Origin of the sequence: Natronorubrum halalkaliphilum (genome assembly GCF_009834785.1) — an archaeon.
Lineage (GTDB): Archaea > Halobacteriota > Halobacteria > Halobacteriales > Natrialbaceae > Natronorubrum > Natronorubrum halalkaliphilum.
In genome coordinates, this window is record NZ_WUYX01000004.1 from 102,237 (window position 1) to 126,764 (window position 24,528).

The 24,528-nt window shown below is 63.7% G+C and carries 26 protein-coding genes; 14 read left to right on the top strand and 12 right to left on the bottom strand.

Translation table 11 applies throughout. The features are described 5' to 3' along the window. Positions 1 to 27 precede the first annotated feature (27 nt). Positions 28 to 1,080 (bottom strand): hypothetical protein, encoded by a 1,053-nt coding sequence (locus tag GS429_RS01220; RefSeq protein ID WP_160061946.1) that lies wholly within the window; start codon positions 1,078 to 1,080, stop codon positions 28 to 30. Positions 1,081 to 1,678: 598 nt separating this feature from the next. Here GS429_RS01220 and GS429_RS01225 point away from each other — a divergent pair. From GS429_RS01225 to GS429_RS01240, 4 genes are all read left to right on the top strand, one after another. Next, entirely contained in the window at positions 1,679 to 1,909 is a 231-nt protein-coding gene (locus GS429_RS01225) for an AbrB/MazE/SpoVT family DNA-binding domain-containing protein (protein ID WP_160061948.1), read from the top strand. Then, on the top strand, positions 1,910 to 2,284 hold the full coding sequence (locus tag GS429_RS01230) for a type II toxin-antitoxin system VapC family toxin (protein WP_160061950.1): 375 nt from the start codon (positions 1,910 to 1,912) through the stop codon (positions 2,282 to 2,284). Between the two features lie 43 nt (positions 2,285 to 2,327). Beyond that, positions 2,328 to 3,839, top strand: coding sequence for a replication factor C large subunit (locus GS429_RS01235; RefSeq protein WP_160061952.1), 1,512 nt, complete (start codon positions 2,328 to 2,330; stop codon positions 3,837 to 3,839). 161 nt (positions 3,840 to 4,000) lie between these two features. Continuing rightward, positions 4,001 to 4,204, top strand: a complete 204-nt coding sequence (locus GS429_RS01240; protein WP_160061954.1) for a hypothetical protein — start codon at positions 4,001 to 4,003, stop codon at positions 4,202 to 4,204. Between the two features lie 30 nt (positions 4,205 to 4,234). Here GS429_RS01240 and bioD read toward each other — a convergent pair whose 3' ends face one another. The 5 genes from bioD to GS429_RS01265 all read right to left on the bottom strand — a co-directional run bounded on the left by bioD (position 4,235) and on the right by GS429_RS01265 (position 9,502). Then, positions 4,235 to 4,918 (bottom strand): dethiobiotin synthase, encoded by a 684-nt coding sequence (bioD, locus tag GS429_RS01245; RefSeq protein WP_160061956.1) that lies wholly within the window; start codon positions 4,916 to 4,918, stop codon positions 4,235 to 4,237. Between the two features lie 11 nt (positions 4,919 to 4,929). Next, positions 4,930 to 6,138: an aminotransferase class I/II-fold pyridoxal phosphate-dependent enzyme gene (locus tag GS429_RS01250; protein WP_160061958.1), complete on the bottom strand. Its 1,209-nt coding sequence runs from the start codon at positions 6,136 to 6,138 to the stop codon at positions 4,930 to 4,932. Between the two features lie 95 nt (positions 6,139 to 6,233). Beyond that, positions 6,234 to 7,292: a (S)-8-amino-7-oxononanoate synthase BioU gene (gene bioU / locus GS429_RS01255; protein WP_160061960.1), complete on the bottom strand. Its 1,059-nt coding sequence runs from the start codon at positions 7,290 to 7,292 to the stop codon at positions 6,234 to 6,236. Between the two features lie 51 nt (positions 7,293 to 7,343). After that, positions 7,344 to 8,447 (bottom strand): biotin synthase BioB, encoded by a 1,104-nt coding sequence (bioB, locus tag GS429_RS01260; protein ID WP_328821179.1) that lies wholly within the window; start codon positions 8,445 to 8,447, stop codon positions 7,344 to 7,346. 77 nt (positions 8,448 to 8,524) lie between these two features. After that, the gene (locus GS429_RS01265) at positions 8,525 to 9,502 is read right to left on the bottom strand and encodes a hypothetical protein (protein ID WP_160061962.1); all 978 of its coding nucleotides are present in this window, start codon (positions 9,500 to 9,502) and stop codon (positions 8,525 to 8,527) included. Positions 9,503 to 9,921: 419 nt separating this feature from the next. Between GS429_RS01265 and GS429_RS01270 the strand changes: the two genes are divergently transcribed. After that, on the top strand, positions 9,922 to 10,881 hold the full coding sequence (locus GS429_RS01270) for a prolipoprotein diacylglyceryl transferase (RefSeq protein ID WP_160061964.1): 960 nt from the start codon (positions 9,922 to 9,924) through the stop codon (positions 10,879 to 10,881). A gap of 162 nt (positions 10,882 to 11,043) precedes the next feature. On the opposite strand, the gene GS429_RS21670 is transcribed toward GS429_RS01270, so the two are convergent. From GS429_RS21670 to sucC, 3 genes are all read right to left on the bottom strand, one after another. Then, positions 11,044 to 11,217: a glycyl radical enzyme family protein gene (locus tag GS429_RS21670; RefSeq protein ID WP_201293927.1), complete on the bottom strand. Its 174-nt coding sequence runs from the start codon at positions 11,215 to 11,217 to the stop codon at positions 11,044 to 11,046. A gap of 158 nt (positions 11,218 to 11,375) precedes the next feature. Further along, positions 11,376 to 12,248, bottom strand: coding sequence for a succinate--CoA ligase subunit alpha (sucD, locus tag GS429_RS01275; RefSeq protein ID WP_160061966.1), 873 nt, complete (start codon positions 12,246 to 12,248; stop codon positions 11,376 to 11,378). Continuing rightward, a complete protein-coding gene (gene sucC / locus GS429_RS01280) occupies positions 12,245 to 13,396 on the bottom strand; it encodes an ADP-forming succinate--CoA ligase subunit beta (protein ID WP_160061968.1) in 1,152 nt (383 codons plus the stop codon). Before sucC ends, sucD begins: the two co-directional genes overlap by 4 nt. 434 nt (positions 13,397 to 13,830) lie before the next feature. Here sucC and GS429_RS01285 point away from each other — a divergent pair, with 434 nt between their 5' ends. The 6 genes from GS429_RS01285 (at position 13,831) to GS429_RS01310 (ending at position 18,436) form a co-directional block, all read left to right on the top strand. Continuing rightward, on the top strand, positions 13,831 to 14,703 hold the full coding sequence (locus GS429_RS01285) for a UbiA family prenyltransferase (protein ID WP_328821180.1): 873 nt from the start codon (positions 13,831 to 13,833) through the stop codon (positions 14,701 to 14,703). A gap of 344 nt (positions 14,704 to 15,047) precedes the next feature. Then, a complete protein-coding gene (locus GS429_RS01290; RefSeq protein ID WP_160061970.1) occupies positions 15,048 to 15,473 on the top strand; it encodes a DUF3054 domain-containing protein in 426 nt (141 codons plus the stop codon). Positions 15,474 to 15,919: 446 nt separating this feature from the next. Continuing rightward, positions 15,920 to 16,135, top strand: coding sequence for a DUF8015 family protein (locus GS429_RS01295; protein ID WP_160061972.1), 216 nt, complete (start codon positions 15,920 to 15,922; stop codon positions 16,133 to 16,135). Positions 16,136 to 16,192: 57 nt separating this feature from the next. After that, positions 16,193 to 17,191, top strand: coding sequence for an ornithine cyclodeaminase family protein (locus tag GS429_RS01300; RefSeq protein ID WP_160061974.1), 999 nt, complete (start codon positions 16,193 to 16,195; stop codon positions 17,189 to 17,191). Positions 17,192 to 17,265: 74 nt separating this feature from the next. Further along, entirely contained in the window at positions 17,266 to 17,946 is a 681-nt protein-coding gene (locus GS429_RS01305) for a nucleotidyltransferase domain-containing protein (protein ID WP_160061976.1), read from the top strand. Next, complete coding sequence (locus GS429_RS01310) at positions 17,939 to 18,436, top strand: DUF8154 family protein (protein WP_160061978.1); 498 nt, start codon at positions 17,939 to 17,941, stop codon at positions 18,434 to 18,436. The genes GS429_RS01305 and GS429_RS01310 overlap by 8 nt, the downstream gene beginning before the upstream one ends. A 47-nt stretch (positions 18,437 to 18,483) precedes the next feature. On the opposite strand, the gene GS429_RS01315 is transcribed toward GS429_RS01310, so the two are convergent. Together GS429_RS01315 and GS429_RS01320 are read right to left on the bottom strand one after the other, a co-directional pair. After that, positions 18,484 to 19,908 carry a zinc ribbon domain-containing protein gene (locus tag GS429_RS01315; RefSeq protein ID WP_160061980.1) on the bottom strand — a complete coding sequence of 475 codons (1,425 nt, stop codon included), beginning with the start codon at positions 19,906 to 19,908 and terminating at the stop codon, positions 18,484 to 18,486. Next, positions 19,905 to 21,143 (bottom strand): thiolase domain-containing protein, encoded by a 1,239-nt coding sequence (locus GS429_RS01320; protein ID WP_160061982.1) that lies wholly within the window; start codon positions 21,141 to 21,143, stop codon positions 19,905 to 19,907. The genes GS429_RS01315 and GS429_RS01320 overlap by 4 nt, the downstream gene beginning before the upstream one ends. A gap of 204 nt (positions 21,144 to 21,347) precedes the next feature. On the opposite strand from GS429_RS01320, the gene GS429_RS01325 reads away from it, so the two are divergent. Next, on the top strand, positions 21,348 to 22,352 hold the full coding sequence (locus tag GS429_RS01325) for a DHH family phosphoesterase (RefSeq protein ID WP_160061984.1): 1,005 nt from the start codon (positions 21,348 to 21,350) through the stop codon (positions 22,350 to 22,352). Positions 22,353 to 22,452: 100 nt separating this feature from the next. Here the strand turns inward: GS429_RS01325 and GS429_RS01330 are convergent, their stop codons facing one another. Beyond that, positions 22,453 to 22,938, bottom strand: coding sequence for an Hsp20/alpha crystallin family protein (locus tag GS429_RS01330; RefSeq protein ID WP_160061986.1), 486 nt, complete (start codon positions 22,936 to 22,938; stop codon positions 22,453 to 22,455). 148 nt (positions 22,939 to 23,086) lie between these two features. Here GS429_RS01330 and GS429_RS01335 point away from each other — a divergent pair, with 148 nt between their 5' ends. Next, complete coding sequence (locus GS429_RS01335) at positions 23,087 to 23,767, top strand: type 1 glutamine amidotransferase domain-containing protein (protein WP_160061988.1); 681 nt, start codon at positions 23,087 to 23,089, stop codon at positions 23,765 to 23,767. A 138-nt stretch (positions 23,768 to 23,905) separates the two neighbouring features. Beyond that, positions 23,906 to 24,061: a hypothetical protein gene (locus GS429_RS21675; RefSeq protein WP_201293928.1), complete on the top strand. Its 156-nt coding sequence runs from the start codon at positions 23,906 to 23,908 to the stop codon at positions 24,059 to 24,061. Positions 24,062 to 24,528 lie beyond the last annotated feature (467 nt).

Here is a 24,528-nt window from a genome sequence, read left to right on the forward strand (position 1 = left end):
GCCGGTTCATCGGCCGTCTCATCTTCCCTATCCGCCGGTATCGTCCGCCCATTCCGATTCGATCTCCTCGAGACACTCCTCCGCGTGTGGGTTCCCGTGGGTGATGCCAGCGACCATGTAGTCGTCGGGATCGGTCGTGAGGCCGCCGATGACCGTTCCGTACTCGCCGTAATCGCCGACGGTGACGACGATTTCGTCTCCGTTTTCGGCGACCCCCTGCCCGTCGCCGATCTCGAAGACGATCGTCCCCGAAAACGGCGCGTCGACGTCGTCGCCGACGGTGACGCCGTCTTCCATGAGCGTGTTTCCGAACCCGGCCCGATCGTAGAATCCCGTACTCGCGTAAGCGACGTCACCGTCTTCGAAGCTGCCGCTGACCGTCGCTCGCGTACAGGACTCGAAAGTTACACTCTCATCGCCCGAATCGTCGTCGGCTCCGTCGCCGGCCTCGACGACTACCGTCTCGACGGCCTCGTCGGTACCGGTGTCGACGCGGACGGGAAACTCCTCGACGTCACCGGCGGGCTCACCCGCCTGGAACCCGAGCGTCACAGTGCTCGATTCGCCCGACTCAAGCGTCAGCGTCTGGCTATCTTCGATCGTGGGATCGTGACCGACAACGAGATCGATATCTGCCGTCCCGGACTCGTACCCGACGTTCTCGACTCTGGCGACAACCTCGAGTCGTTCACCGCCGCCGACCGGCGATGTCGTCCGCATCGCAGTCACCTCGAAGGAGGTGGAGACGGATTCATCGGCGTCATCGCTGGTCTCGTCGGATTCGGTGTTCTCGTCGTCGCCGGTGCCGTCAGCGTCATCAGTCGTCGATTCGGTAGTGTCCTCATCGTCTCCTTCGTCCCTCGTCCCGTTCCCGCCTTCGTCATCGTCCCCGTTTGCCGTTCCGTCCCCGTCTTCGTCATCGTCCCCGTTTGCCGTTCCGTCCCCGTCTTCGTCATCGTCCTCGAGTTCCGTTGTTCCGTTCCCCTCGCTCGAGCCGTCGTCCGCGTTCAGACAGCCAGCGACCCCGACCCCGATACCGATCCCGGTTCCCGTGGTTGCGATGAACGTTCGTCGTTCCATACCGTACTCATTCCCGTCACCACATATCAATTGGTATGAAAATTGTCACGTCTGATTAGAGTCATCGGATCTTATCAAACCAGTTCTGACTGCTGTACGACAACTAGTAAGAGGGAGTCTCTTGCTGGACGTACGCGTATTTGTGAGCCTACACTACAGCTTAGTTACAAGAGTCGGAGTGTTCATTCGGACGAGTATTTCGCTGTATCCGACGGAGTAGGAATCGGCTCGACGGCGACTACGTCGACGACCGCGGATCCACACCGTTCGACGGGCTTCACCTCGTCGAATCGAACGGCGATACCATCGTCTCGAGTGACGATACGTATGCTGACGTCACGTCCCGCCCGGACCTGAAGACGGTCGTCGCCAAGTGACGCTCCGCAACCACTAAACGCGACTCACCCCACCCAACCAGCAATGAGTGATTGGACTGAGCAGTCGAGAAAATACGATGTAAATTCGGTGTACTGAGAACGTCGAATATGCGTCGTCGGTCGATCGTGAATACAGAGACAAACTCCGACAAGTGAACACAGAATGGGACAATCCTATATATTGGGGAATGTTTTTATCTTTGCCCACCGTACACCGAGGTATGGCAGACGTAGCGCTTGACGACCGCGGTCGTCTCACGCTCCCGAAGGAGGTCAGAGAGCGATACGGGGACCGATATCACGTCGTTCAGCTTCCCGACGGGATCAAACTGGTTCCGGTCGCCGACGACCCGCTCGAGGCACTCAGGGACGAGTTCGCGGATGTCGAGAAGTCGGCTGACGAACTTCGTGAAAAAGCACGTGAAGCAGCGCTCGACGAGGCCGGACGATAGATGTATGCGGAAACCGATTTTCTGCTCGCACTAATTACGGACGACGACTGGCTCGGCGAGGCCGCCGAGTTTGTGTACCGGGAACACCGTGACGAGTTGTGGACGTCACAGTTCACGCTCATCGAACTCCTGATGGTCGCCTACCGGGAGGAACGTGATACCGAACGCGTCGTTTCGAACGCCGCCAACCTCGTCGAGGTACGCGGTGATGTGGAGATGGTCGTCACGGCGGCGACGTACGTGGAAGACCACGGATTCACACCGTTCGACGCGCTTCACCTCGTCGAATCGAACGGCGATACCATCGTCTCGAGTGACGATACGTATGCAGACGTCACGTCTCGTCTGGACCTGAAGACGGTCGACACCGAGTGACGCTCCGCAACCACTAAACGCGACTCACCCCAACCAACCAGCAATGAGCGACTGGACCGAGAAGTACCGTCCGACGACGCTGTCGGAGGTACGCGGGAACAACAAGGCCCGGGACAACCTCGAGGAGTGGGCGAAGACCTGGGACGACCACCGGAAGTCGGTGATCGTCCACGGGAGTCCGGGCATCGGGAAGACCTCCGCGGCCCACGCGCTGGCCAACGACATGGGCTGGCCCGTGATGGAACTCAACGCCAGCGACAGCCGCGGAGCCGACGTCATCGAGAAAATTGCCGGCGAGGCCGCAAAGAGCGGGACCCTCACCGCGGGTGGGGCCGGCCGTCGTCTCGTGATCCTAGACGAAGCGGACAACTTCCACGGCAACGCCGACTACGGCGGCTCGAGGGAGGTCACCCGCGTCGTCAAGGACGCGAATCAGCCGATCGTGCTCGTGGCAAATGAGTTCTACGACATGAGCCAATCCCTTCGGAACTCCTGTGAGACGATCGAGTTTCGGGACGTTTCGAAGCGTTCGATCGTCCCCGTGCTCCGGGACATCTGCCGGCGCGAGGAGATCGAATTCGAAGCGGACGCCTTGGAGAAAATCGCAGAGAATACGAGCGGCGACCTCCGGTCGGCGGTCAACGACCTCCAGGCGGTCGCCGAAGAGGCGCAACGCCTGACCGTCGACGACGTGATCACGAGCCAGCGCGACACCACCGAAGGAATCTTCGATTTCCTCGACGCGCTCATTAAGGAAGAAGACGCCGAAGGGGCGCTGCGGGCGTCCTACGACGTCGACGAGAACCCCGACGAGATGCTCAATTGGATCGAGGACAACGTACCCAAAGACTACGAAGGTGCAGAGTTGGCGGACGCCTACGGCTTCCTCTCGAACGCGGACCGCTGGCTCGGCCGCGTTCGCGCCACGCAGAACTACTCCTACTGGCGGTACGCGACGGACAACATGACCGCCGGGGTTGCCGCCTCTCGGCGCGGCAACAAGGGCGGCTGGACCCGCTACGGCCCGCCGAGTTACTGGTCGAAACTCGGACGCACCAAGGGGACTCGAAACACCCGCGACGCCATCGCCGAGCGCATCGCCGAACGCGAGGGGACGAGCGTCGCGACCGCGCGCCGCGAAATCCTCCCCTACCTCTCGGCGATGACCCACCACTGCAAAAACCGCGACCTCACGGTCCGCATGGCCGGCGTTTACGAACTCAACGAGAAGGAGGTCTCGTTCGTCACCGGCAGCGGAAAAGACACCAACAAGGTCCAGTCGATCGTCGAGGACGCCGAAGAACTGCGCGCCGAGGAGACCGTCGCACACTCCGGAGGCGCGTTCTTCGACGCGGAGGGCTCGAGCGACGATGCCGATGGTGGTACCGATGACGAGGCGTCAACGAGTGCTGGCGCAGGCAAAGATTCGAGCGACGAACCGGCCGACGACGCGAACGATCAGGAGACGCTTACCGCGTCGACCGGGTCCAAGGACCCGGAAACCGAGGCCACCGAATCCGACGATGACCAGGCCGGCCTGAGCGACTTCATGTAGCGTCGATCCTCGAGATCCCGTATCTCTCGCTCCAGTGTCGCCACGTCACCGACTCTCTCTTCCTATTCGAGACCGTCAGTCGATACTGACTTCCATAGACATAGTACGACCGACACTATTACAATGATGAACGATGACAGTAGACAGCGGTGAATGGTGACATGACTAACGGACAGTACTGTCCACTCTGTGCCGAGACGTACGACGACCGAACGGATCTCCGCGTTCATCTCGAGGTCGAACACCGGAAATCCGAACTCGTCGCCGAACTCGTCGACCGACGCGGCGACGACCGAGTCGGGAGCGCGGCTGGCGACGATCCGATGACCGCCGACGAAGAGCGGCCGGCGCCGTCGGCCGACTGAGTTCACCGCGACAACTGCTTCCTGGCCGCGCTAGTCGCCAAGAGTTGCGAGTCGGTCCAGAAACGCCGGCGAGAACGCATCCGTAACGCCGGCGGCCAGTTCTTCCGGCGTCTCTCCCGGAAGCGGCGGGACCGTCTCGACGGTGTAGCCCGTCATCCGCTCGAGCTCTTCAGGGTTGGTCCGCTCGGCCACCGTCGCGCCCGCGTACTCGTTGCAGACGATGCCGGCGACGTCGATTCCGCGCCGCTCGAGTGCCGAAACCGAGAGCGCGGTGTGGTTGAGCGTGCCGAGTCCGGAACGGGTGACGACGAGAGCCGTCGCCTCGAGGTCGGCCACGAGGTCGATGACCTCGCGGTCGCCGGCCAAGGGAACGCGAAGGCCGCCGATCCCTTCGACGATGGGGTACTCGGTCTCTGCGATCGCGTCCGCACAGAGAGCCCGGATCGAGTCGTAGGAAAGGTCCTCGCCAACTTCCTCGGCGGCGACTCGCGGTGCGAGAGCGGGTTCGAAATAGCGGGGACAGATCGCGGCGGCGGAATCTCCGCAGGCGTCCGCGACGAAACCCGCGTCGTCATCCGGCGGATACCCCGTCTGGGCGGGCTTGATCGCCCGCGCATTAACTCCCTGATCGCGGAGCCAACGGCTGATTCCCGCGGTCACGACGGTCTTTCCGACGCCGGTTCCAGTGCCGACGATCGCGATTGGTTCGGTCATCGTTGGATCGGTCAGAGAAGATCGGCGTCCTCGCCGGCTGCCCGAAACGCCTCGAGGCAGGCGACGATATCGTCCTGTTCATGCGTCGCTATCGGGGTAACTCGAAGTCGACTGGCACCCTCGGGAACCGTCGGCGGCCGAATCGCCGGCGTGACGATATCCCGCTCCCGCATACCGTCGGCGAGGGCGAGCGCGTCTTCCCGGTCACCGACGAGGACGGGGAGGATCTGGGAATCGCCGAGCACCTCGAATCCCATCGCCTCGAGCCCGTCCCGGAGATGGGTGGCGTTTTCCCAGAGCCGTTCGCGAACGTCGCTGTGGCGGGCGATGTGGAGCGCCTCGCTCGCGGCCGCGGCGGCCGGCGGCGCGAGGCCGGTCGAGAAGACGAACGCGCGGGCGTCGTTGACCAGACACTCGATTAACTCGGCACTGCCGGCGACGTACCCGCCCTGGCTCGCCAGCGCCTTCGAGAGCGTTCCCATCTGGACGTCGACGCGATCCGCGAGGCCTTCCGCCTGCACAACGCCGCCGCCGTTCGCGTAGAGGCCGGTGGCGTGGGCCTCGTCGACCATGGTCCACGCGCCGAACGCCTCGGCCGCGTCGCAGATGGCCGACAGCGGCGCGACGGTGCCGTCCATGCTGAACACGGAGTCGGTGACGATCAGCCAGGATTCGTCGCTCGCGTCGGCGGACTCGGCTCGCCGTTCCAGCTTCGACCGCAGGTCCGCCGCGTCACAGTGGTCGTAGACTATCGTCTCACAGCCCGCGAGTCGGCAGCCGTCGATGATGCTCGCGTGGTTGTACTCGTCGGAGAAGATCACGTCCGGCTCGAGCGCCGTGATCGTCCCGACGTTCGCAGCGTAGCCCGACGAAAAGGCGAGCGCGCGCTCGGTGCCTTTCGTCTCGGCGAGCAGTCGTTCCAGGTCCTGGTGGACCATCGTATCGCCGGTGACGAGCCGACTCGCACCGGCACCCGTGCCGACGGTCGCGGCGGCCTGTCGGGCCGCGTCCTGAACGCGCTGATCGTCGGTCAGGCCAAGATAGTTGTTCGAGGCGAACACCAGCGCTTCGGCCGAGTCGAGAACCGGGAGGTCACCGCCGGCGGGCTCCGCAAAGTAGCCCCGCTCGGCGACCCGATCGACGGGCGACAGGGATCGTTTCAGCGTCGCTTCCTCGAGCGCGTCGAGGCGGCCCTCGAGGTCGAACCCACGGTCTTCCATTCGGGTGAACGGTGACAGCGCCGTGGTTTCACTCTCACGGTTCTGTTCGGCGCGTGTCGAATCGCCACGCCGCGTTCCGATCGATCGCACTCGAGTCAGAATCCCGGCATCAGTTCGGCCGGGCCGAAGACCCCGTATTCGCCCGCGCGGTTCCGTCGAACGCCGGTCTGCAGGTAGCCGAGCGCCGGGCCGTTGACGTTGGCTTCCATACTCGTCGCGTCACCCAGCTGGAACGTGTTCGTCGCCGTCTCGCCGTCGAAGGTTCGCCCGGTCACGGAGACGGTCGTGGTCGTGGGCTTCTCGTTGCTCTCGACGTCGAGGACTCCGCCGACGGTGACGTCCTCGGCGTCACAGACGCCGGCGCGCTCGAGGAGCACGTCGTCGGCGTGTTCCATGTCCTCGAACTCGATGACGCCGTCGTGGTCGTCGATGATCGACTCAATTTCGTCGTCGGAGAGTTCCCGGGCCGTTTCGATGTCGTACTCCGGAAGGTGGGCGATGTCCTCGCGAACGGTGCCGCGGTTGTCCTCGTAGCCCGATTTGAGGCCGACCCCCCACCAGATGTCGACGTCCGTGACCTCGACGAACGTCTGCGCGGCGAGCGCCGCGGCTCCGGTCAGCAGACCGGGCGTCGCGCCGGCGCCGCAGATGAACGTGATCCCGGCGTTCTCGAACGCCTCGCTGCGGTCGTCGAGCATGTCGATTACGCGCGATCGTTTGAGGACGTCGATCATGACGCCGGAGTAGCCGCCCTCGAGGAAGCGATCGGCGGTCCGCGGGATGAAGTCGTGCTCGTAGTTCGGAAGCGCCAGCAGGACGGCGTCGATGCCGTCGCCGTAGTCGATAACGTCTTGAATCGGGTCCTCGCTGGGTCGGCCCTGAGCCGACGCGACGATGCCCGCGCCCTCGCCGTGTTGTTTGACGCCGCTCTCGCCGTCGACGCTCGTTGCACCACCGTCGGTCGCAACCTCGTTGTCGATATTGCCTTCGGTGGCTGCGAGGAGTTCGTCGACATCGAGGCCGTCGAAATCGATCGCGGTGCCGCGGCGGTCACACGCTGCGACCGGAGTCAGGTTTTCCTTGTGCTGGCTCACTTCGAGTGCTCGTCTGCCGATACCGCCCGTTCCGAGTATTGCAAACGTGATTTCGTCCATGATTGGTGATCGTCGGTTTCGTGCTCGTGATCGTGATCGTGATCGTCGCCGTCAGTCGTCGCTCGGTTCCGTACCGGTACTCGCCGTCGTCTCGGCCGACGTCTCTCCACCCTCGCGACGGGCCTTGACCGCCTCGGGGTCGAACTCGTTTGCGTCCATATTCGGCTCGAGGCCCGCGCGTTCGATGATCTCGATATCGTCGCCGGGGGACTGGCCCTCCGTCGTGAGGTAGTCGCCGGTCAACAGGCCGTCGGCACCCGCCTCGAGCGGCAGATGCTGCTCGTCGGGATCGAGGTTGACCTCGCGCCCGCCGGTGAGCCGAACCCTCGACTCGGGGTGGAGTAGTTTGTACACCGCGACCGTCTTGACGATTTTTTCGGTCGTAATGTCGGCGCCCTGCTCGGCCATCGGCGTTCCCGCAACCGGGTTGAGGACGTTCACCGGGAGCGAGGAGATGCCGATGTCCTGTAACGCAATAGCGGCGTCGACGCGGTCCGTCGGCGTCTCTCCCATGCCGAGAATAACGCCGGCACAGAGATCCATCCCGGCTTCCTTGGCCGTCTCGAGGGTCCTGACTCGGTCCTCGAAACTGTGCGTGTTGACGACCTCGGGGAAGTACTGCGGCGAGGTCTCGATGTTGTGATTGTAGTGGTTGATCCCCTCGTCGGCGAGGATCGCGGCCTCTTCTTCGGTGAGAATACCGAGCGAGGCGTCGACCTCGAGTTCGCACTCTTCGCGGACCAGCCGAATGGCTTCGAGAACCTCCGCCCACTCTTCGGGTCGGTTCGCCTTCGAAACGCCCTTCTCGGCGACGACGATGCCGAAGCGCTGGGCACCGTCGCGTTCGGCGCGTTTCGCGGCCTCGAGGATCTTCTCGGGGCCGAGAAAGCCGTAGGTGTCGATACCGGTGTCGAAGTGGACCGACTGCGCACAGAACCCGCAGTCTTCGGCGCAGTTGCCCGCCTTGGCGTTGACGATCGAGCACGCGTCGACCGTGCCGTCGCCGAAGTGATCACGCACGGCTGCGCCGGCCTCGGCGAGCGCCTCGACCGGCTGGGCCAGCAACGCGATCCCGTCGGTTCGATCGAGTCGCTCGCCGGCGAACACGCGCTCGAGTGCGTCGTCGACCGTCTCGTTGTTCGTCTCGTAAACCACGATTCGAATGTCGGTTAACGAGATGATAATAATTGTGGATGCTCACGTCTTTTGTGCCGTCCGCGATTTTCGGCTCGTCAGTGGTCCTTCGGCTCGAGTTCGCTCGTCGTGATCTCGTAGGTCACACCGTCGTATTCGTACCGTCCGTCCTCGCGACTGCCGAAGATCGGATAGCTCGCGTCGTGTTCCTCGAGGCGCACCCGATCGGCGTCGTACTCCCGAGCCAGGGCCAGAACGTCCCGTAACTGGTCGTTCCGCAATACGGTCTCAGTGAGCAGGGGTTCGACGCTCTCCTCGCCTTCCCGTTTCTCGCCAGCCCCGCGCTCGTCGACGATTCGCTCGAGTTCGTAGGCGCCGAGACGAGAATAGTCGCCGTCGGGATCGCCCCTCGACGATCGGGCGACGAGGACCTCGTCTTCCCACGCCGTCTCGGCCACGTCGTCGGTCGGCGTCAGTTCGAGTTCGTCGGCCTCGAGTTCGAACCGGGCGCAGAAGCCGATTTTTTCGTCGGGTCCGTCGAACCAGCCGTCCGTCCCGAAGGCGTACTCGCCGCCGCCGAGGCCCGGAATCGGATCGCGTGCCGTGGACGGGCCCGTGCCACCGATCGCAGTTCCGTCCTCAATGCCAGCGTTGTCGACCGATAGCTCCCACTCGTAACTCCTGCGGGGTCGGAGCGTGTGCAACGGCTGTGGAATCTCTCGGGGGGCGATGAAGTACCACTCGCCGTCGACGCGTTTGTGCAGGACCCAGTTGTACTGGTTGTAGGAGAACTCGCTGAACGACTCGTTTCGCAGCGTGAACGCGATCCGTTCGCCCTCGTCGATCGAGTCAGTCGACGGCTCGAGATAGATGTCGATGTCGTCGGGATCGATCTCCCGGTACGCAACGAGCCGGTCGACATCGGAGTCGGGACAGTCGTTTGAGTGATCGTCTGCAGCAGGCAGTGAGTCGGTCGGATCGTCGAACCGCCCCAAGCAGCCGGCGATAGCAGTGCTCCCGGCGGCAACGGTGGTTCCGACGAGGGTGAGGAGGGAGCGACGTGTCAGCTGGACCATACTCCCTCTCCGGCACGAACTGCGAAGAATTTTGTCTCTTCTCGAAGAGCAACGCGATCGCGAGTTTGGCAAGTCTGGCGGTTCCGGTGTGGAGAGAGTCGACGCCACGGCGTCGAAACCTCCGGGCGAGAACGCGTCGAGACGCCGTGGTAGCCCAGTCCGCCGGAGGCATATATCACGAGGGAGTCGGCCATGCGGACGGAACCAGGAGACGGTATCCGGTACGATTCTAACACGGTTCGTGGGCTGATTTCCGTAACCATCATGAAATCCCAAGTATGCGCTACAATTGTTCACCGAAGTCTATTCATAGACCGGGTTTGGCCGTCACACTAATACGTCATCAGTCCGCCTCGTCGCAGGTGAAAAAATTCCAAAAGTTAAAGTCATGCGATTATGTATTATCAGGGAAGGAGTTCATGACAGATAGTACGACAAATACGAACGCGGGTGATGGGGCGCTCGATGTCGGGGCAACGACCGACGATCTATTCGGGGAGTTCGACGACGAATCATTCGACCGGGAATCCGTCGACGGTGGGGCGGCGGACGACGGTAACACCTCGGCCGAGTCGACGAGTGCGTCGGCAGCGACTGGCGGCGTCGAAGATCAGACCGCCGCTGCCGTCTTCGGACAGCTTCAGAACACCGTTTCCGACACCGACGACGTCGACGATGTCCTCGAGAACGAGAGTCCCGAGGACATTATCGCAAGTGCGGACGAACCGGACCCGGAACCGGAGTCGGATCCGGTCGACGACCTGCTCGTCGACGAAGCCGCCCTCGAGGATCTGTTGCTGACGGGCCGGACTAAAGAACAGGAGTTCCTCTGGATCGATGCGGAGGGAGACGACGGTGCTTCGGAGCCGTCCGAGACCGACGCTTCGTCGGATCCTGCGAGCGTTTTTACTGACTCGGATGCCGACGCCGGCGAGGACGAAACCGAACCGAGGAGCGAATCCGCGGCGGGCTCGGCGCACGTCCCCTTCCAGGAGGGCAGCGAGGAGGCGGCCTCGAGCGACGAGAGCCACGGTAGCGACGACCAGGAAGCGGCGACGCTCGAGGAGGCAGACGACCGAGATGCGGCGACAACCGAAACCGAGGCGGAACCGGCGGGAGACGGGACCGCAGAAGCGCCACCGACGTCGGAACTCGAGGGCGAGACTGGTACGGACGCCGAGACGGTCGACGCAACGGATCCCGACCCGGAGCATACCGAAACGACCGACGCAACGGATCCTGACCCGGAACAAGCCGAGACGGAAGAAACCGCACTGGTCGCCGACGAGAATACGGGTGTCCCCGCAACGACCGAAGACGACGAGTCCGCTGGCGGACTGTTCGGCTGGCTCCGTTCGAAGCTCGGCGGCCTGTTCTAGGTTTCAAGCCGACCGACACCAGACGGGAGAGCGCGGGCGACCCCACTGTCATGGCTCGCCGTTCGGATTCTTTTCATCGCGATCATTACGTCGTTCGCTACGAATCGCGCCACGGTGATTCTCGATTTCAGTCGGGCCTCGAGAGTGCACGTTCCATCGCGTTCAGGCTCGTTCGGCCTGCAGGCAGCTATCGGGATGCCACTGGATCCCCTCTCGCCGGACCGTGTACGGACGACTCCCGCAGCCGGGACAGACCGTTCCGCCGGACTCGCTGTCCGGCCGATCCGGGATCGAATGCTCGAGGCCGCAGTCGTCGCACTCGATTCGAACTGGCATAGTAACGTGAGAATCGAGGGGCCGACGGCGTATGTGGGTGATGCAGGACACTGCTCGTCTCGGAACGCAAACGGTCGAAAACGGAATACGCTCGGTCGACGAAATCTCGCCCCGTCGAGCCGTCTTGTCACTGTGGCTCGAGGGGCGTGGTCGCGGCGTTACGCGAGGAACTCTTCGATGTGGTCGGCGACTTCTGCGGGGGTGTCGCCGACGGGAACGCCCGCGTCGTTCAGCGCGTTGATCTTGCTTTCGGCGGTCCCGGTACCGGAGCCGGAGACGATCGCACCGGCGTGGCCCATCCGTTTGCCCGGCGGGGCGGTACGGCCGGCGATGAAGCCGGCGACGGGCGTGTCGACGTAGTCGTCGATGAACGCGGCGGCCTCCTCTTCGTCCTCGCCACCGATCTCACCGCACATGACGATGGCGTCGGTGTCGGGGTCGTCCTCGAACAGTTCGAGGGCGTCGACGAAGTCCGTGCCGATGATCGGGTCGCCGCCGATACCGATGGCGGTCGTCTGACCGATGCCGCGGTTGGTCAGACTATCGACGACCTGGTAGGTCAGCGTTCCCGAGCGGGAGACGAGACCGACGTTCCCCTCCGAGAAGATGTTCCCGGGCAGGATGCCGAGTTTGGCCTCGCCGGGCGTGATGAGGCCGGGACAGTTCGGCCCGATGAGACGGGTGTCCGTCTCGGAGAGTCGCTTGTTGACTCGAGCCATGTCCTGGGTCGGAATGCCCTCCGTGATCGCGACCGCGAGGTCGAGGTCGGAGTCGAGCGATTCGAAGACGGCGTCGCCGGCGAAGGCCGGCGGGACGAAGATGACCGAGGTGTCGGCGTTTTCCTCCTCGACGGCCTCGTGGACCGTGTCGTACACCGGAACGCCGGCGGCCTCCTGGCCGCCCTTGCCGGGAACCGCGCCGGCCACGACGTTGGTCCCGTACTCCATCATCTGTTCGGCGTGGAACTTCCCTTCCCCGCCGGTGATGCCCTGTACCACGACGCGCGTGTCGTCGTCGACTAGTACACTCATTGTTCGTTCACCTCCCCAGCGTACTCGACAGCACGCTGTACCGCGGACTCGAGGGTCTGTTCGACCGTCACGAGGTCCTCGTTCAGAATCTCCATGCCTTCCTCCCAGTTGGTGCCCGCGAGGCGGACAACGACCGGCTTGGGAATCTCGTCGAACTGCTCGAGTGCTTCGTTGATCCCGCGGGCGACCTCGTCGCCGCGCGTGATCCCGCCGAAGATGTTGAAGACGACGCTGTCGACGTTGTCGTCCGAGAACACCATATCGAGCGCGTTTGCGATACGGGCCGCCTTCGCGCCACCGCCGACGTCCAGGAAGTTCGCCGGCTCGCCGCCGTAGTGGTCGACGAGGTCCAGCGTGGTCATCACGAGCCCGGCGCCGTTCCCGATAATGCCGACGTTACCCGAGAGGCGGACGTAATCGAAGTCGTACTCGTCGGCCTTCTGCTCGAGTTCGTCGCCGCCGGCTGCCTCCTCTTCCATCTCGGCCAGTTCGGGCTGGCGGAAGAGGGCGTCTTCGTCGATGTTCATCACGGCGTCGGCCGCGATGACCTCGTCGTCGGACGTGACCATCAGCGGGTTGATCTCGGCGTCGGAGCCGTCGCGGTCGTCCCAGAGCTGATAGAGCGTGGTCAGAACGCTCGAGACGTCGCGGGCGATCGACTGATCGATGCCGGCGTCGTAGACCGCTTTGCGGGCCTGATAGGGGTGCATCCCGAAGGCGGGGTCGATGTGTTCGCGCGCGATGGCGTCGGGGTCCTCCTCGGCGACTTCCTCGATGTTGACGCCACCCTTCTTCGAGACCATCGCGACGGGTTTGCCCTCGCCGCGGTCCATCGTGATCCCCACGTAGAGTTCGTTCGTAAAGTCGACCGCTTCCTCGACGAGCACGCGGTCGACGTGGTAGCCCTTGAGATCCATCCCCAGAATCTCGTCGGCAGCGTCCCGAGCTTCGTCCTCGTCCTCGACGAGCTTGATACCGCCGGCCTTCCCACGGCCGCCGACCTGTACCTGTGCCTTGATCGCGACTGGATACCCGATCTCCTCGGCGGCGGTGACGGCACCGTCGACGTCGGAGGCGAGCTGTGACTCCGGCGTCGGAATGCCGGCATCGGCGAAGACCTGCTTCGCCTGATACTCGTGTAGTTTCATAGCCATTCAAACGGGCGTTCCGGCCTTGCTTAAATCCTGTTAGTTTCCACTCGCTACGGGACTCACTCGACGGGTATCGACTCCCCCGTGAGCGCGGGTCCAGACCGGTTCCGGACGGCGACGTGCGAGGTGGTGGTTCACTTATTCTGCGTCAAAATACGCCCGTTCGTTCGAACTCGAGTGACTTTCGGCTCGATCGTCCCGTGTTTGTCCAGACGGCAAGCGAGTGGACACGAGTCCGCAGCGGTCGTGACCCACCAGTCGCCGGGAGCGACGGTAGGGTCGGTCTCGGCTCCCGAGGTGACCGAAGCGTTTGACTTCGGCGGGCGACAACGATAAAACACGCAGCACGCAGATCGGTCGGCGAACGGCCGGGAGTGTCCCCACACACATCACATGCTCGTCACCGCCGCTCACTCAGAGGCTGAACCGACGTGACTGCCCCGACTGCAAGTCACCGCAATCGGGCGTGGCTTTCGTCCGTCCAGCACGGACTCCGGTTGCTGGTCCACAGCAACTGTTTCATCTCGCTTGCCACGATGAGCGTCGTCATCACGACGGTCATCCTCACGGAGCTTTCCGTCGAGCCGTTGCCGCTCTTCATCGTCTTCGCGGCGACGCTGTTCGTCTACACCGTCAACCGATTCACCGACCTCGAGGAGGACGAGGAGAACGTTCCGGATCGGGCGTCGTTTACGAAACGGTACGGGCGACACCTCCTCGCACTCGGCGTCGGCTGTTACGTCGCCGCCATCGGTATCACCGTGATACGGGGACTGCCGGGTGCGATCTACCTGTTGTTGCCGCTCGTCGTCGCAGCACTCTACTCGCTGGGCGGCGTCAAGCAGCTGTTTCTGGTAAAGAACGTCTTTGTCGGCCTCGCCTGGGGCCTGATCCCGCTGGGCGTCGGCTACTACTATCAACAGCTCTGGTCCCTCGAGATTCTCGTCATGACCGGCTACGTGACCGCGATGATCACGATCGCGGCGGTAATCTTCGATATCAAGGACATTCCGGGCGACCGCGAGGAAGGCATCGCCACGGTTCCCAACAGGTTCGGCCCGCGATCGACCCGTCGCTATTCCCAGGCTGCGAACGTCGCCGTCGCCGCGGTCGTCATCGCACTCGTCGTCGGGACCGGCCTGTCACACGCGTTCCTCGCGCTACTCGCGATGAACGGCTACGTCGCCGCCTACATCCCCTTTGCGACGCCGGATCGTGGCCCGCTGTACTACGGGTTCGTCGTCGACGGCGAGCACGTGTTCCTCGCGGTCGTCACCCTCGCACTCGAGTGGCTGCTCTGGTGAGGACTGCAAGAGCGAGAGCGTCGGTGAGGGCACGAGCGTGGCGGCAACTGCGGCGGACGCTACGCGATAGACGACCGCCGCTCGGTCGGTGGATATGAGTCGATTACCGGAACTCCATCTGGTACTGATCGCCCGAGTCCAACCTGAATGCTCCCGATAACAAAGAGGCAGTGGCTCGAGAGTAACGGTGTGCGGGGTGTCCCCTCGCACGGAGGCACTGTCCGTTGGACGGCTTCGACGACGCTCCGTCGTCGAACTCCGCCTCTCCTGTCAGGTTTCGACTCCCGGCAGCCATCGCAGGCTGAACCGGGAGATCAATAGGGATCGGGTGTCGAGAACCGACTATGGACTCAGCAGTTCAAACGGGCGGCCGATCGCAGGCGGTCGATCGGGAAACGCTCGCGCTCGGAGTCGGCGACGTCGTCCTGCTCGCCGGACTGATCCTCGTCGGCCAACTCAGCCACAACGTCAACCCGATCGAGCAACCGCTCGCATCGCTCGAAACGGTCGCACCGTTCGTGATCGGCTGGCTCGTTATCGCCGCCATCGCGGGTACCTACACGCGCGATGTCGCGTCGTCGGTGACTCGAGCGGCCCGCCAGATCACTGTGACCTGGATCGCAGCGGCGAACGTCGGACTGATCCTTCGAACGGCACTGTTCGGTGAGACAGCGGCTCCGCCGTTCCCGCTCGTGATAACCGGGTTCGGGCTCCTCTTACTGGTCGGCTGGCGCGTTGGATACGCGGCGTATGCGAGTCGAACGCGATAAGATCGTCGTCCGGCGCGCAGGCGCTGTGAATATCGCCACCATCGCCAACAGCGGGGTCGAAAAACCCCGACGCTGTTCGCGAGGGAACCACCTGTGCTGGACCGAAAGGTGGGTTTGTCTCGAGTCCTCTCGGGGTCCAGATACGGCCCGTCTATAACGGAAAAAACAGTGTATTCGCTAATTATGCGTTTTGTTAGCTATGCACAACCCAGGAGTGTCTTCCCCGTTCCCCTCTTGCGAATTTGGGAGTACTATCCACTCGACCATGAGTAATTTTCACTAGTGATGGTAGGAATACATGGGAGATGTTTGCACCATCCGTCACCAAATATCCAACTCGTAAGTTATGAGGCCCATTTGAGGCAAATATGGATTAGAAACGGATCCACTATAGAGCAATTATGGGAAACACTTATATGATGATTTCCCGTACTATCGAATACATTATGACTGGATATTACGACGTTGTTCTTGGCCTCATCCCAGTCGCACTGCTCGGTATCACCGCAGCCCTCATGTTCGTCGGGATCTCGCTGACAACGGCGGTACCGATCGGTTCGTTCGTCGCGATGGCGATTATCGGTCACGCAATGTTCGTCAACACGCCCGCCGACGGCTCCGATGAAGCCCAGTCCGCCCGCCCGCCGATCAACGCGGACTGATCTCGGCCTCCTGTCTGCTCCGGTTTCTTTACCTCCGTTCGCGTTTTGCCTTTCAGTATGACCGAGTCACTGTTTCTCACCAGCGACGACGTTACCGACCTCGCAACGCCTGCCGACTACGTCGACGCCGTCCGCGAGGGCTATCGCCAGCGCGGCGAGGGGGCATCGGCACAGCCTCGCTCGAAGTTCTTCCGTAACGACCCCGAAGGGCTGTTCACGAGCTACGCCGCCGTGCTTCCCGACACCGGCGCGATGGGCGGGTACATGTACAGCGCCGGCTTCGGGGCCGGCGACGCGTGGTTCATGACGCCGCTGTTCGACGCCGAAAGCGGCGCCCCCCTCGCGCTGCTGGACGGCGCGAGTATGAACCCTCACAAGACCGGCGCTGCCGGCGCCGTCGCCGTCGACGAACTCGCCCGGTCGGATAGCGAGACCCTCGCCGTCATCGGCAGCGGCGCGCAGGCCCGCGGCCAACTCCGAGCGACCGCAACCGTCCGCGAGTTCACCGAGGTACGCGTCTACTCGACGACCCCCGAGAACCGCGAGGAGTTCGCCGCCGACTTCGACGCCGACCTCGCAGCCGACGTTCGAGCCGTCGACTCGAGCCGAGCGGCCGTCTCCGGTGCGGACGTCGTCATCACGGCGACGAAGGCGACCGAGCCGGTGTTCGACGGCGACGACCTCGAGCCCGGAACCCACGTCACGGCGATGGGCCAGTACTCGCCGGACAAGCGGGAGCTGGATTCGACGACGGTCGAGCGAGCAACCTACGTTCCCGACCTGCGAGAGCGGGCGACGTTCGACTCCGGCGAGTTCATGCAGGCGCTCGAGGAGGGTGCGGTCACCGAGGACGACATCCACGCGGAACTGGGCGAAATCGTCGCCGGTGGGACACCGGGTCGAACGAGCGACGACGAAATCACGGTGTTCGATAGCGGCGGAACGGGGATCGAGACCGTGGCTGCGGCGTACATGCTATACGAACGCGCGAGCGAGGAGGGGAGGGGGAAGACGCTCGAGTTCGCGCCGGCGAGCGAGGCGTTGACTGGGGACTGATCGGTCAGCTACCGTATCGGATCCGCTGTGGCAAACCTTTATCCCTTGTTGCACAAAATCAATCACCATCTGAAATGGCGCAACAAGGAATAAAGGTGTGTGTCAATATCCCATCCGGAAGCAGCGGGAATCTCTTTCGCATTCGGGCAGCAGACGACATTCTTCGCCTCTTAGCCGACGCTCACGAGACGGAGTTTACGATACCTGAACTCGTCGAAGCGACCGACGTGACTCGGTCGACTGTCTGGAGAGCCGTCGATCTACTCGAAGAGTTCGGTGCGGTTCGAACACGGAAAACGCCACAGCGAACGTATGTTTCGATCGATCCGGATCGTCTCCAAAAAGACGATCCGATACTCGCGGTCGAACAGCCGGAGTTTCACGAACCGATACGCACATTCGTCAGGCAAGTCGGTACGGCGGTCACCGAATCCGACGATGTAAATGAGCTCCTCGGGGTAATCGTCTTTGGCAGTGTTGCTCGCGGTAACGCCGACAGACGAAGTGATATCGACCTGTTCGTCGTCGTCGACGGCGATCGAACGAGTGGTCGACGCCTCGTAACCGACGCAGTCGCGGATCTTCACGAGCAACGGTTCGACGGTGATCGATTCGACTTCGAACCGTACGTGGAATCGGTGGAGAGCGTCCGACGCGCCGGATCGAAACTCGAGGAAATTTTCCGAGAAGGAATCACCGTCCACGGTGACGGACGTCTCCAGTCACTACGTAAGGAGGTGTTTGCTGATGAGTAGCTCCCGCATCGACCAGCTCCTCGACGACGCACAGGCGGCGTTCGACAGACGACCGCGGGAGATCGAATCCGGTCTCGATGTCGAAGACGCCGCGTTACTCCAGCTTCGAAAGGCTTGTCGACTGCTCGCTGGTGCGGAGACGCTTCGCGAAGCGGGTTACCACACGCTCGTTATCGAAACCTCCTTCGTCGCTATCGAACGAACCGTCGAGTTCCGACTGCTCGAACGGGGGACGATGCAACCGGACGATCTGCCTGGAACGCACCCGGGTATGTATCGAGAGGCAGCTACAGCTGGGATCTTTTCCGAGTCGACTGCCGACGACCTCGCGGATCTCTGGCGCGACCACCGCGCAAAGACGTACTATCAGGACGGGCTCGCTACCGCGGCTCGTGCCGAGCAGATGTACGCACTCGCAACCGAGATTCACGCGTTTGTCCTCGGCCGCTCTTCTCACGGATACGAATGCTGTTGTGACTCGACGAGTTGAACCAAAAATTCCGCTCCTGCTTTCGATTCGCTCGAGCCGCCAGCCGACTACTCCGCGGGCCGAACCTTGAACCCGTACCGCGTCACACCTTCCTGCGTGTAGATGCGGCGGATCGTCGTCTCGATCCGATCGCCGACGCTGAAGGCGTCGGGGTCCGCGTCGGTCCCCATCGCGGCGATACTGGCAGCCTCGCTGCCGTCATCGGTTTCGAGCGCGACGATCGCCGCCGCGTAGTCGCCCGAACGGGCCTGCTGCTCGGCGAACTCCGGCGGGGCGCCGCCCTGCGAAATCGTCGTGACGGCCTCGATCGATCCCTCGCCGGAGAGCTGTACGGACTCGTACTCCTCGAGCGCGCCGCAACTCGAGCACGCCCCCTCCGGCGGAAACGAGAGCGCGCCACACTCAGGACAGCGTCCGGCTTCTAAATTGTAGCGCTGGGGAATCGAGCGCCGCCAGGAGGGGACGCTGACGTAGGCTCCGCCACCCGACGGCGGCCCGGTCGTGACGACGCCGCGCTGGCGCAGGTACTCCGCGTAGGAGAGGGGGTCATCACCCTCGAGGGCGGCGTTCGTTGGCACGTCGCCGTCGGACTCGATGAGGAAGGCGTCAGCTCCGGCACCGCTGCCCTGCGAGACCGCGAGCACCGACCCGTAGCCGTCCTCGAGCGCGCTCGCCAGCGAGACTGGGACGCTCGCTGCGCCGAGGTCCCCGAGGTCGTGGACCGTCGCCGCGGCCTGAATCTCGTCGGTGCCGACGCCCGCCGCGCCCGCGGCGCGGTAGGGGAGTTTGCCGTCGGGGGCCTGAATCGCCGCGGCCTCGACGTCGGGCTCGGCCTCGAGGCCGGAGACGGCTCCGCCGATGGTCTCGGTGAAGGCTGTGCGGTCGTACTGGGTGACGCCCAGTCCCTGGGTCTCGTTCGCGCCGGAGTCCCGGAACCGGGTGCCGGGATACGGAACGGCGTACTCCGACCGGTCGACGATCTTCGCGGGGCCTTCGGCTGCGAGGACGAACGCGGCTGCGCCGGCGCCGGCGGCGTGATCGACGCCGTCGTCAGGGTCGCCCTGCGGCGCGTCGGCTGCGACGACGAGTCCGGTGGTCGCGTCGGACGCGAGTGCGTCCATGCCGGCCCAGAGCGCGCGGGTGCCGGCTCGGGTGCTGCCCGCGAAGACGTGTCGCGTCGCAGTTTCGTCGACCTCGAGCATCGCACCCAGTCGTGCCGTCAGGTCCTCTTCGGCCAGCGGGGGCGTCGTGGATGCGAAGGCGAGCCAGTCGATTTCGGCCGGGTCGACGGCGGCGGCCTCGAGCGCCCGAGTCCCGGCCTCGTAGGCCATCGTCAGCGCGTCCTCGTCGGCCGCGGCGACTGCTTTTTCGTTTACGCCGGCGGCCTGGAACTGGCCCCAGGCGTCTTCGAATGCGTCGGCCGTGATACGGAATCGCGGCGCATACGCGCCGACACCGGTGATCGCGGTCATCGGGCGCTCACCTCCGTCTCGGCTTCCGTCTCTCGCGGACGATGTCCGCTCGAGTTCCTCGAGGAGTTCCGCTCCTCGCGCTCAAAGATGTGAACCACGGACGCACCGCCGCTGCCGCCGACATTGTGCGTGAGCCCGCGGGCCGGCTTCTCGACCTGTCGGTCGCCCGCGTTCCCGGTGAGCTGTTTGAACGCCTCGACGACCTGGCCGGCCCCCGTCGCGCCGATGGGGTGGCCCTTGGACTTGAGACCGCCGGAGGTGTTGACGGGCAACTCGCCGCCGAGTTCGGTCGCGCCGGACTCGATGAGCTGGCCGGCCTCGCCCGTCTCACAGAAGCCGAGATCCTCGTAGGCCAGCAGTTCGGCAATGGCGAAGCAGTCGTGGACCTCCGCGAAGTCCAGTTCGTCGGGGCCGATGCCGGCCATCTCGTAGGCCGTCTCGGCGGCGCGCTGGCTCGCCGGGATCCCGGTATAGGAATCGCGCTGGAAGAGGCCGACGTTGTCGCTGCCCGCGCCGACGCCGGCGACTCTGATCGGGTCGTCCGTGTACTCGTCCACGACGTCTTCGCTGACGATCAGCGCACAGGCCGCGCCGTCCGAGGTCGGACAGCAGTGATAGAGATTCAGCGGGTCCGCGACGACCGGGGCCGACTGGGCGTCCTCGAGCGAACACTCGAATCCCAGTTGTGCGTGGGGGTTCTTCGCGCCGTTGGCGTGGTTCTTGACGGCGACCTGCGAGAGCTGTTCGCGGGTGGTGCCGTAGCGTTCCATGTGGACGGAGGCCATCTGGGCGTAGACGCCGGAGAACGTCGTTCCCGAGAGTCGTTCCCACTCAGTTTCGCCCGAGACGCCGAGCCAGTACTTCGTCGCGTCCGAACTCATGTCGGACATGATCTCGAAGCCGCCCGCGAGGACGACGTCGGCCATCCCGGACTTGACGGCCTGGACGGCCTGCCGGGTCGCAAAGCCGCTGGCCGCACAGGCGTTTTCGACCCGCGTACAGGGAACGCCGCCGAGTCCGACGTGTTCAGTCACCGCGGGGCCGGAGAGGCCGAGTTGGCGCCCTCCGACGCCGAGATTGCCGACGAACGCCTCGTCGATATCGCTCGGTTCGAGCCCGTTCGGTACGCTTTCCGTGGCCGCCTCGAACGCCGTTCGGAACAGCGACCGGTAGCTTTCCTCGGGAAAAGCCCCGTAGTCCGACTGCCCCGCGCCGACGAGATACGCGTCTCGCATACCCGTGGGTGCGGTTCCCGGTGTGAAATAAGTGTACACTCGGGGCGAAATCCGCCTGCGCCGTCCTCCCGTCGGCCCGCGCTACCGGACCCGGTGGCTCGGCGAGAGCCGTACCGACCCTTACCGACCACAACGTCGCGTTTCCAGAATCCCGCAGTGAGTCTCGACACGGCATTCAAGCGTCTTCCACACTTACAGCAGTTCATGTCCCGTGCGGCCGAACTCGCGTCCGTCCTCGAGACGACCTCGTCGCTGGCGATCGTCTGTCACGACAATCCGGATCCGGACTGTCTCGCCAGCGCGCTGGCCCTCGAAGCGATTGCGAGCGACCACGACGTCGACAACGTGACCATCGCGTACGGCGGTGAGATCTCCCACCAGCAAAACCGCGCGTTCGTCAACATGCTCGATATCACCCTCCAGCCGGTCGAGAAGACCAGTATCGAAGAGTACGGCTGTATCGGCTTCGTCGATCACTCCCAGCCGGGGGCGAACACCGAACTCTCGGCGAGTGTCACGCCCGAGATCATCATCGATCACCACCCCGGGGAGCCCGTCGGAGCAACGTTCGAGGACATCCGCGTCAGAATCGGCGCGACGGCGACCATCTTCGTCGAATACCTCTCGGAACTCGAGACCGATCTGACGACGCGACTCGCTTCGGCCTTGCTCTTTGCCCTCCACCGGGAACGGCTGGACTTCGTCCGCGAACCGACCAGACGGGAGTACGAGGCGGCGCTTACGGTCTACCCCGATGCGGACCTCGAGACGCTCGAGCAACTGTACGGCAGCGCGTTCTCGCCGGGCACGCTCGATGCGATCGGGCGGGCGATCGCGACCCGCGAGCGCCGAGGCTCCTCGTTGGTCTCGAGCGTCGGCAAAACCTCCGAGACCGACGCGCTTCCGCAGGCAGCGGACTACCTGCTCAATCTCGAGGGGGTCGACACCGTCCTCGTCTACGGAATCGTCGAGGACGCGATCCGACTGAGCGCTCGGTCCATCGATCCGCGGATCCACATCGGCGAAACGTTACAGGCCGGCTTCGACGAACTCGGTCAGGTCGGGGGCCACCACGACATGGCCGGCGGCCGAATCGAACTCGGACTCTTCGCCGACGATGCGGACGACGCCGAGGAACTGCTCGAGTTCGTCGGCGGCCGACTCTCCCGTCGGTTCTTCGACGCCCTGAACCTCGACGACGATCGTTGAGCCCGCGCCAGTCGGTTCGGACACAGAGCCGCTGTCGAACTCGATTCGTCCGAACTGGGGGTGCTCTCCGTTCTATCGACTGGTAACCGCGCTCGTTCTGTTACTCGATATCGATCTCGTGTGCGTCGCCGGTCGGCTCCCGTTTCGGCAGTCGGACCGTCAGGATGCCGTTGTTGACCCCTGCGGTCACGGCGTCGATATCGACGGGCTCGGGCAGCCGAACCTGCCGGCTGAACGATCGCGTCTCGCGCTCGCGGCGAATGTACGTTCCCGCGGAGTGGGCGGCTTCGCCCTCCGCGTCCCCCTCGAACAACTCGCGGTCGCGCTCGCCGCTGATCTCGAGGGTTTCACCGCGGACCCTGAGTTCGAGGTCGTCGGTCTCGTAGCCGGGGACGTCGACGGTAACCACGAACTCGGCACCGGTATCGGCGAGATCGAGTTGCGTCGACGAGCCACCCATCGAGAGGTCGAGGTGACTTCGGTTGTCGAGTTCCGACTCCCACGACCGGGCGGCAGTCTCGAGTTGGCGATTCATGCGGTCGATCCACTCCTCGAGGCCGTCTAACGGATTGGGACGGTCTGACATGGCGTTGGGTAATATTCGTCGTCGACGGCGAAAAAGTCCACTCTCGGTTCGGCTGAGTGTCACTCGGTCGAATGTATCGATTCGATGGCTTGCGGCAGAACCGAGGGGTGGGCTGGACGTTTTTACGCTCCTTCCCGTACCGTCTCGTATGACGAGCGCACTGTTTGTCGTCAGCGAAGAGGGGTATTGGGGAGAAGAATGCGTCGAACCGCTCGAGACGCTCTCGGACGCGGGCGTCGAGATTACGGTCGCGACGCCGTCGGGGAATCCGCCGGTGATCGACGAACGGTCAGTCGACCCCGAGCAGGTCGGCGAGGAGACCGCCGAACACGTTCGAGAAGTCCACGAGACCGACGAGCGACTGAACGATCCGATTCCGACGGCGCGGGCCGACGCCGAGGCCTACGACGCCGTCGTTTTCCCCGGCGGCCACGGCACCGAGTGGGACGTCAATCAGGACAGCGACTCGCGACGACTGCTCCGCGACAGCATCGAAGGCGACGACGGGACGGCGCTGGTCGTCTGTCACGCGGTCGGCATCCTCGCGTTCGCCCGCGACAGTCACGGCGCCTTCCTCGTCAACGGTCGGGACGTAACCGGCTTCCCCAACGAGTGGGAGGACGACATTGTCGACGAGAACGACTGCATGCCGAGCGGCCGAAAGCTCCCTTACTGGGTCGAAGACGAAGTGAAAGCGGCCGGCGGCAACTGGGACGCCGAACTCGAGGCGGACACGAGCGTCACCGTCGACGGCGACCTGATCACCGCTCGCGGACCCGGCTCTTCGAGTGCGGCCGCCGAGACGCTGCTCGAGGAACTGGACGACTGAGCGGCGATGGCCGGTCGCGCCGAAAAGTCGATATCCGGAAACCGCCAGCAAGCGCCGACTCGGCCCGTACGAGCCGCGGACCGAGCCAGTTATACACGCTGATTCCCGAAGACGAGCGTGGTTCCTGCTGAATCGAATATGCCCGACCAACCCGGATCGTTGCAGAGCCGTAGCTACCGTATCACCGTCGATGACGGCCGTGAATCGTTCTTTGCGCTCAGTATCGAAGACGTCTCCAGCGAGGACGCGTGGCTCATGTCGGATACCGTACTCGCGCTCGAGAATATGCGCTGAGCGGCAGCTATAGTACCCACTGGAAGTCGGTGCACACCCGATCGTCGACAGCTGTGCGATCGGTGTGTAAACAGTTCCAGTCGTTACTATAGCCCGAGCCGGTATCCGAAAATCATACTGCCGGACAGCGGTCAGTACGAAGTCGGTCGCGAACTCGCGGCCGTCGAGCAAACCACCGATTTTCGATACCCCAGCAGAACGCATGGGTTCCGGGGTTCTGCGGTCGCTTCCGACAGCGACGCCCCCAGCACAGCGACCGGTCTCCACCTGTCCAGTAGTATCAGTAGGAGGCCGGTCGAGAGCAACTCCGCACCCTGCCGCACGCCGGTTCGATTTCCGACGCTCGAACGAAACGTCGGATTGTTCATACGGATTGCTATAACTGAGCGTGTCATAGAAAGCGTCACGTACGAAGCAGCAGGGTGTGGAAAGTGTGTCCAGCACAACCACAACCCTGCAAGACGTTG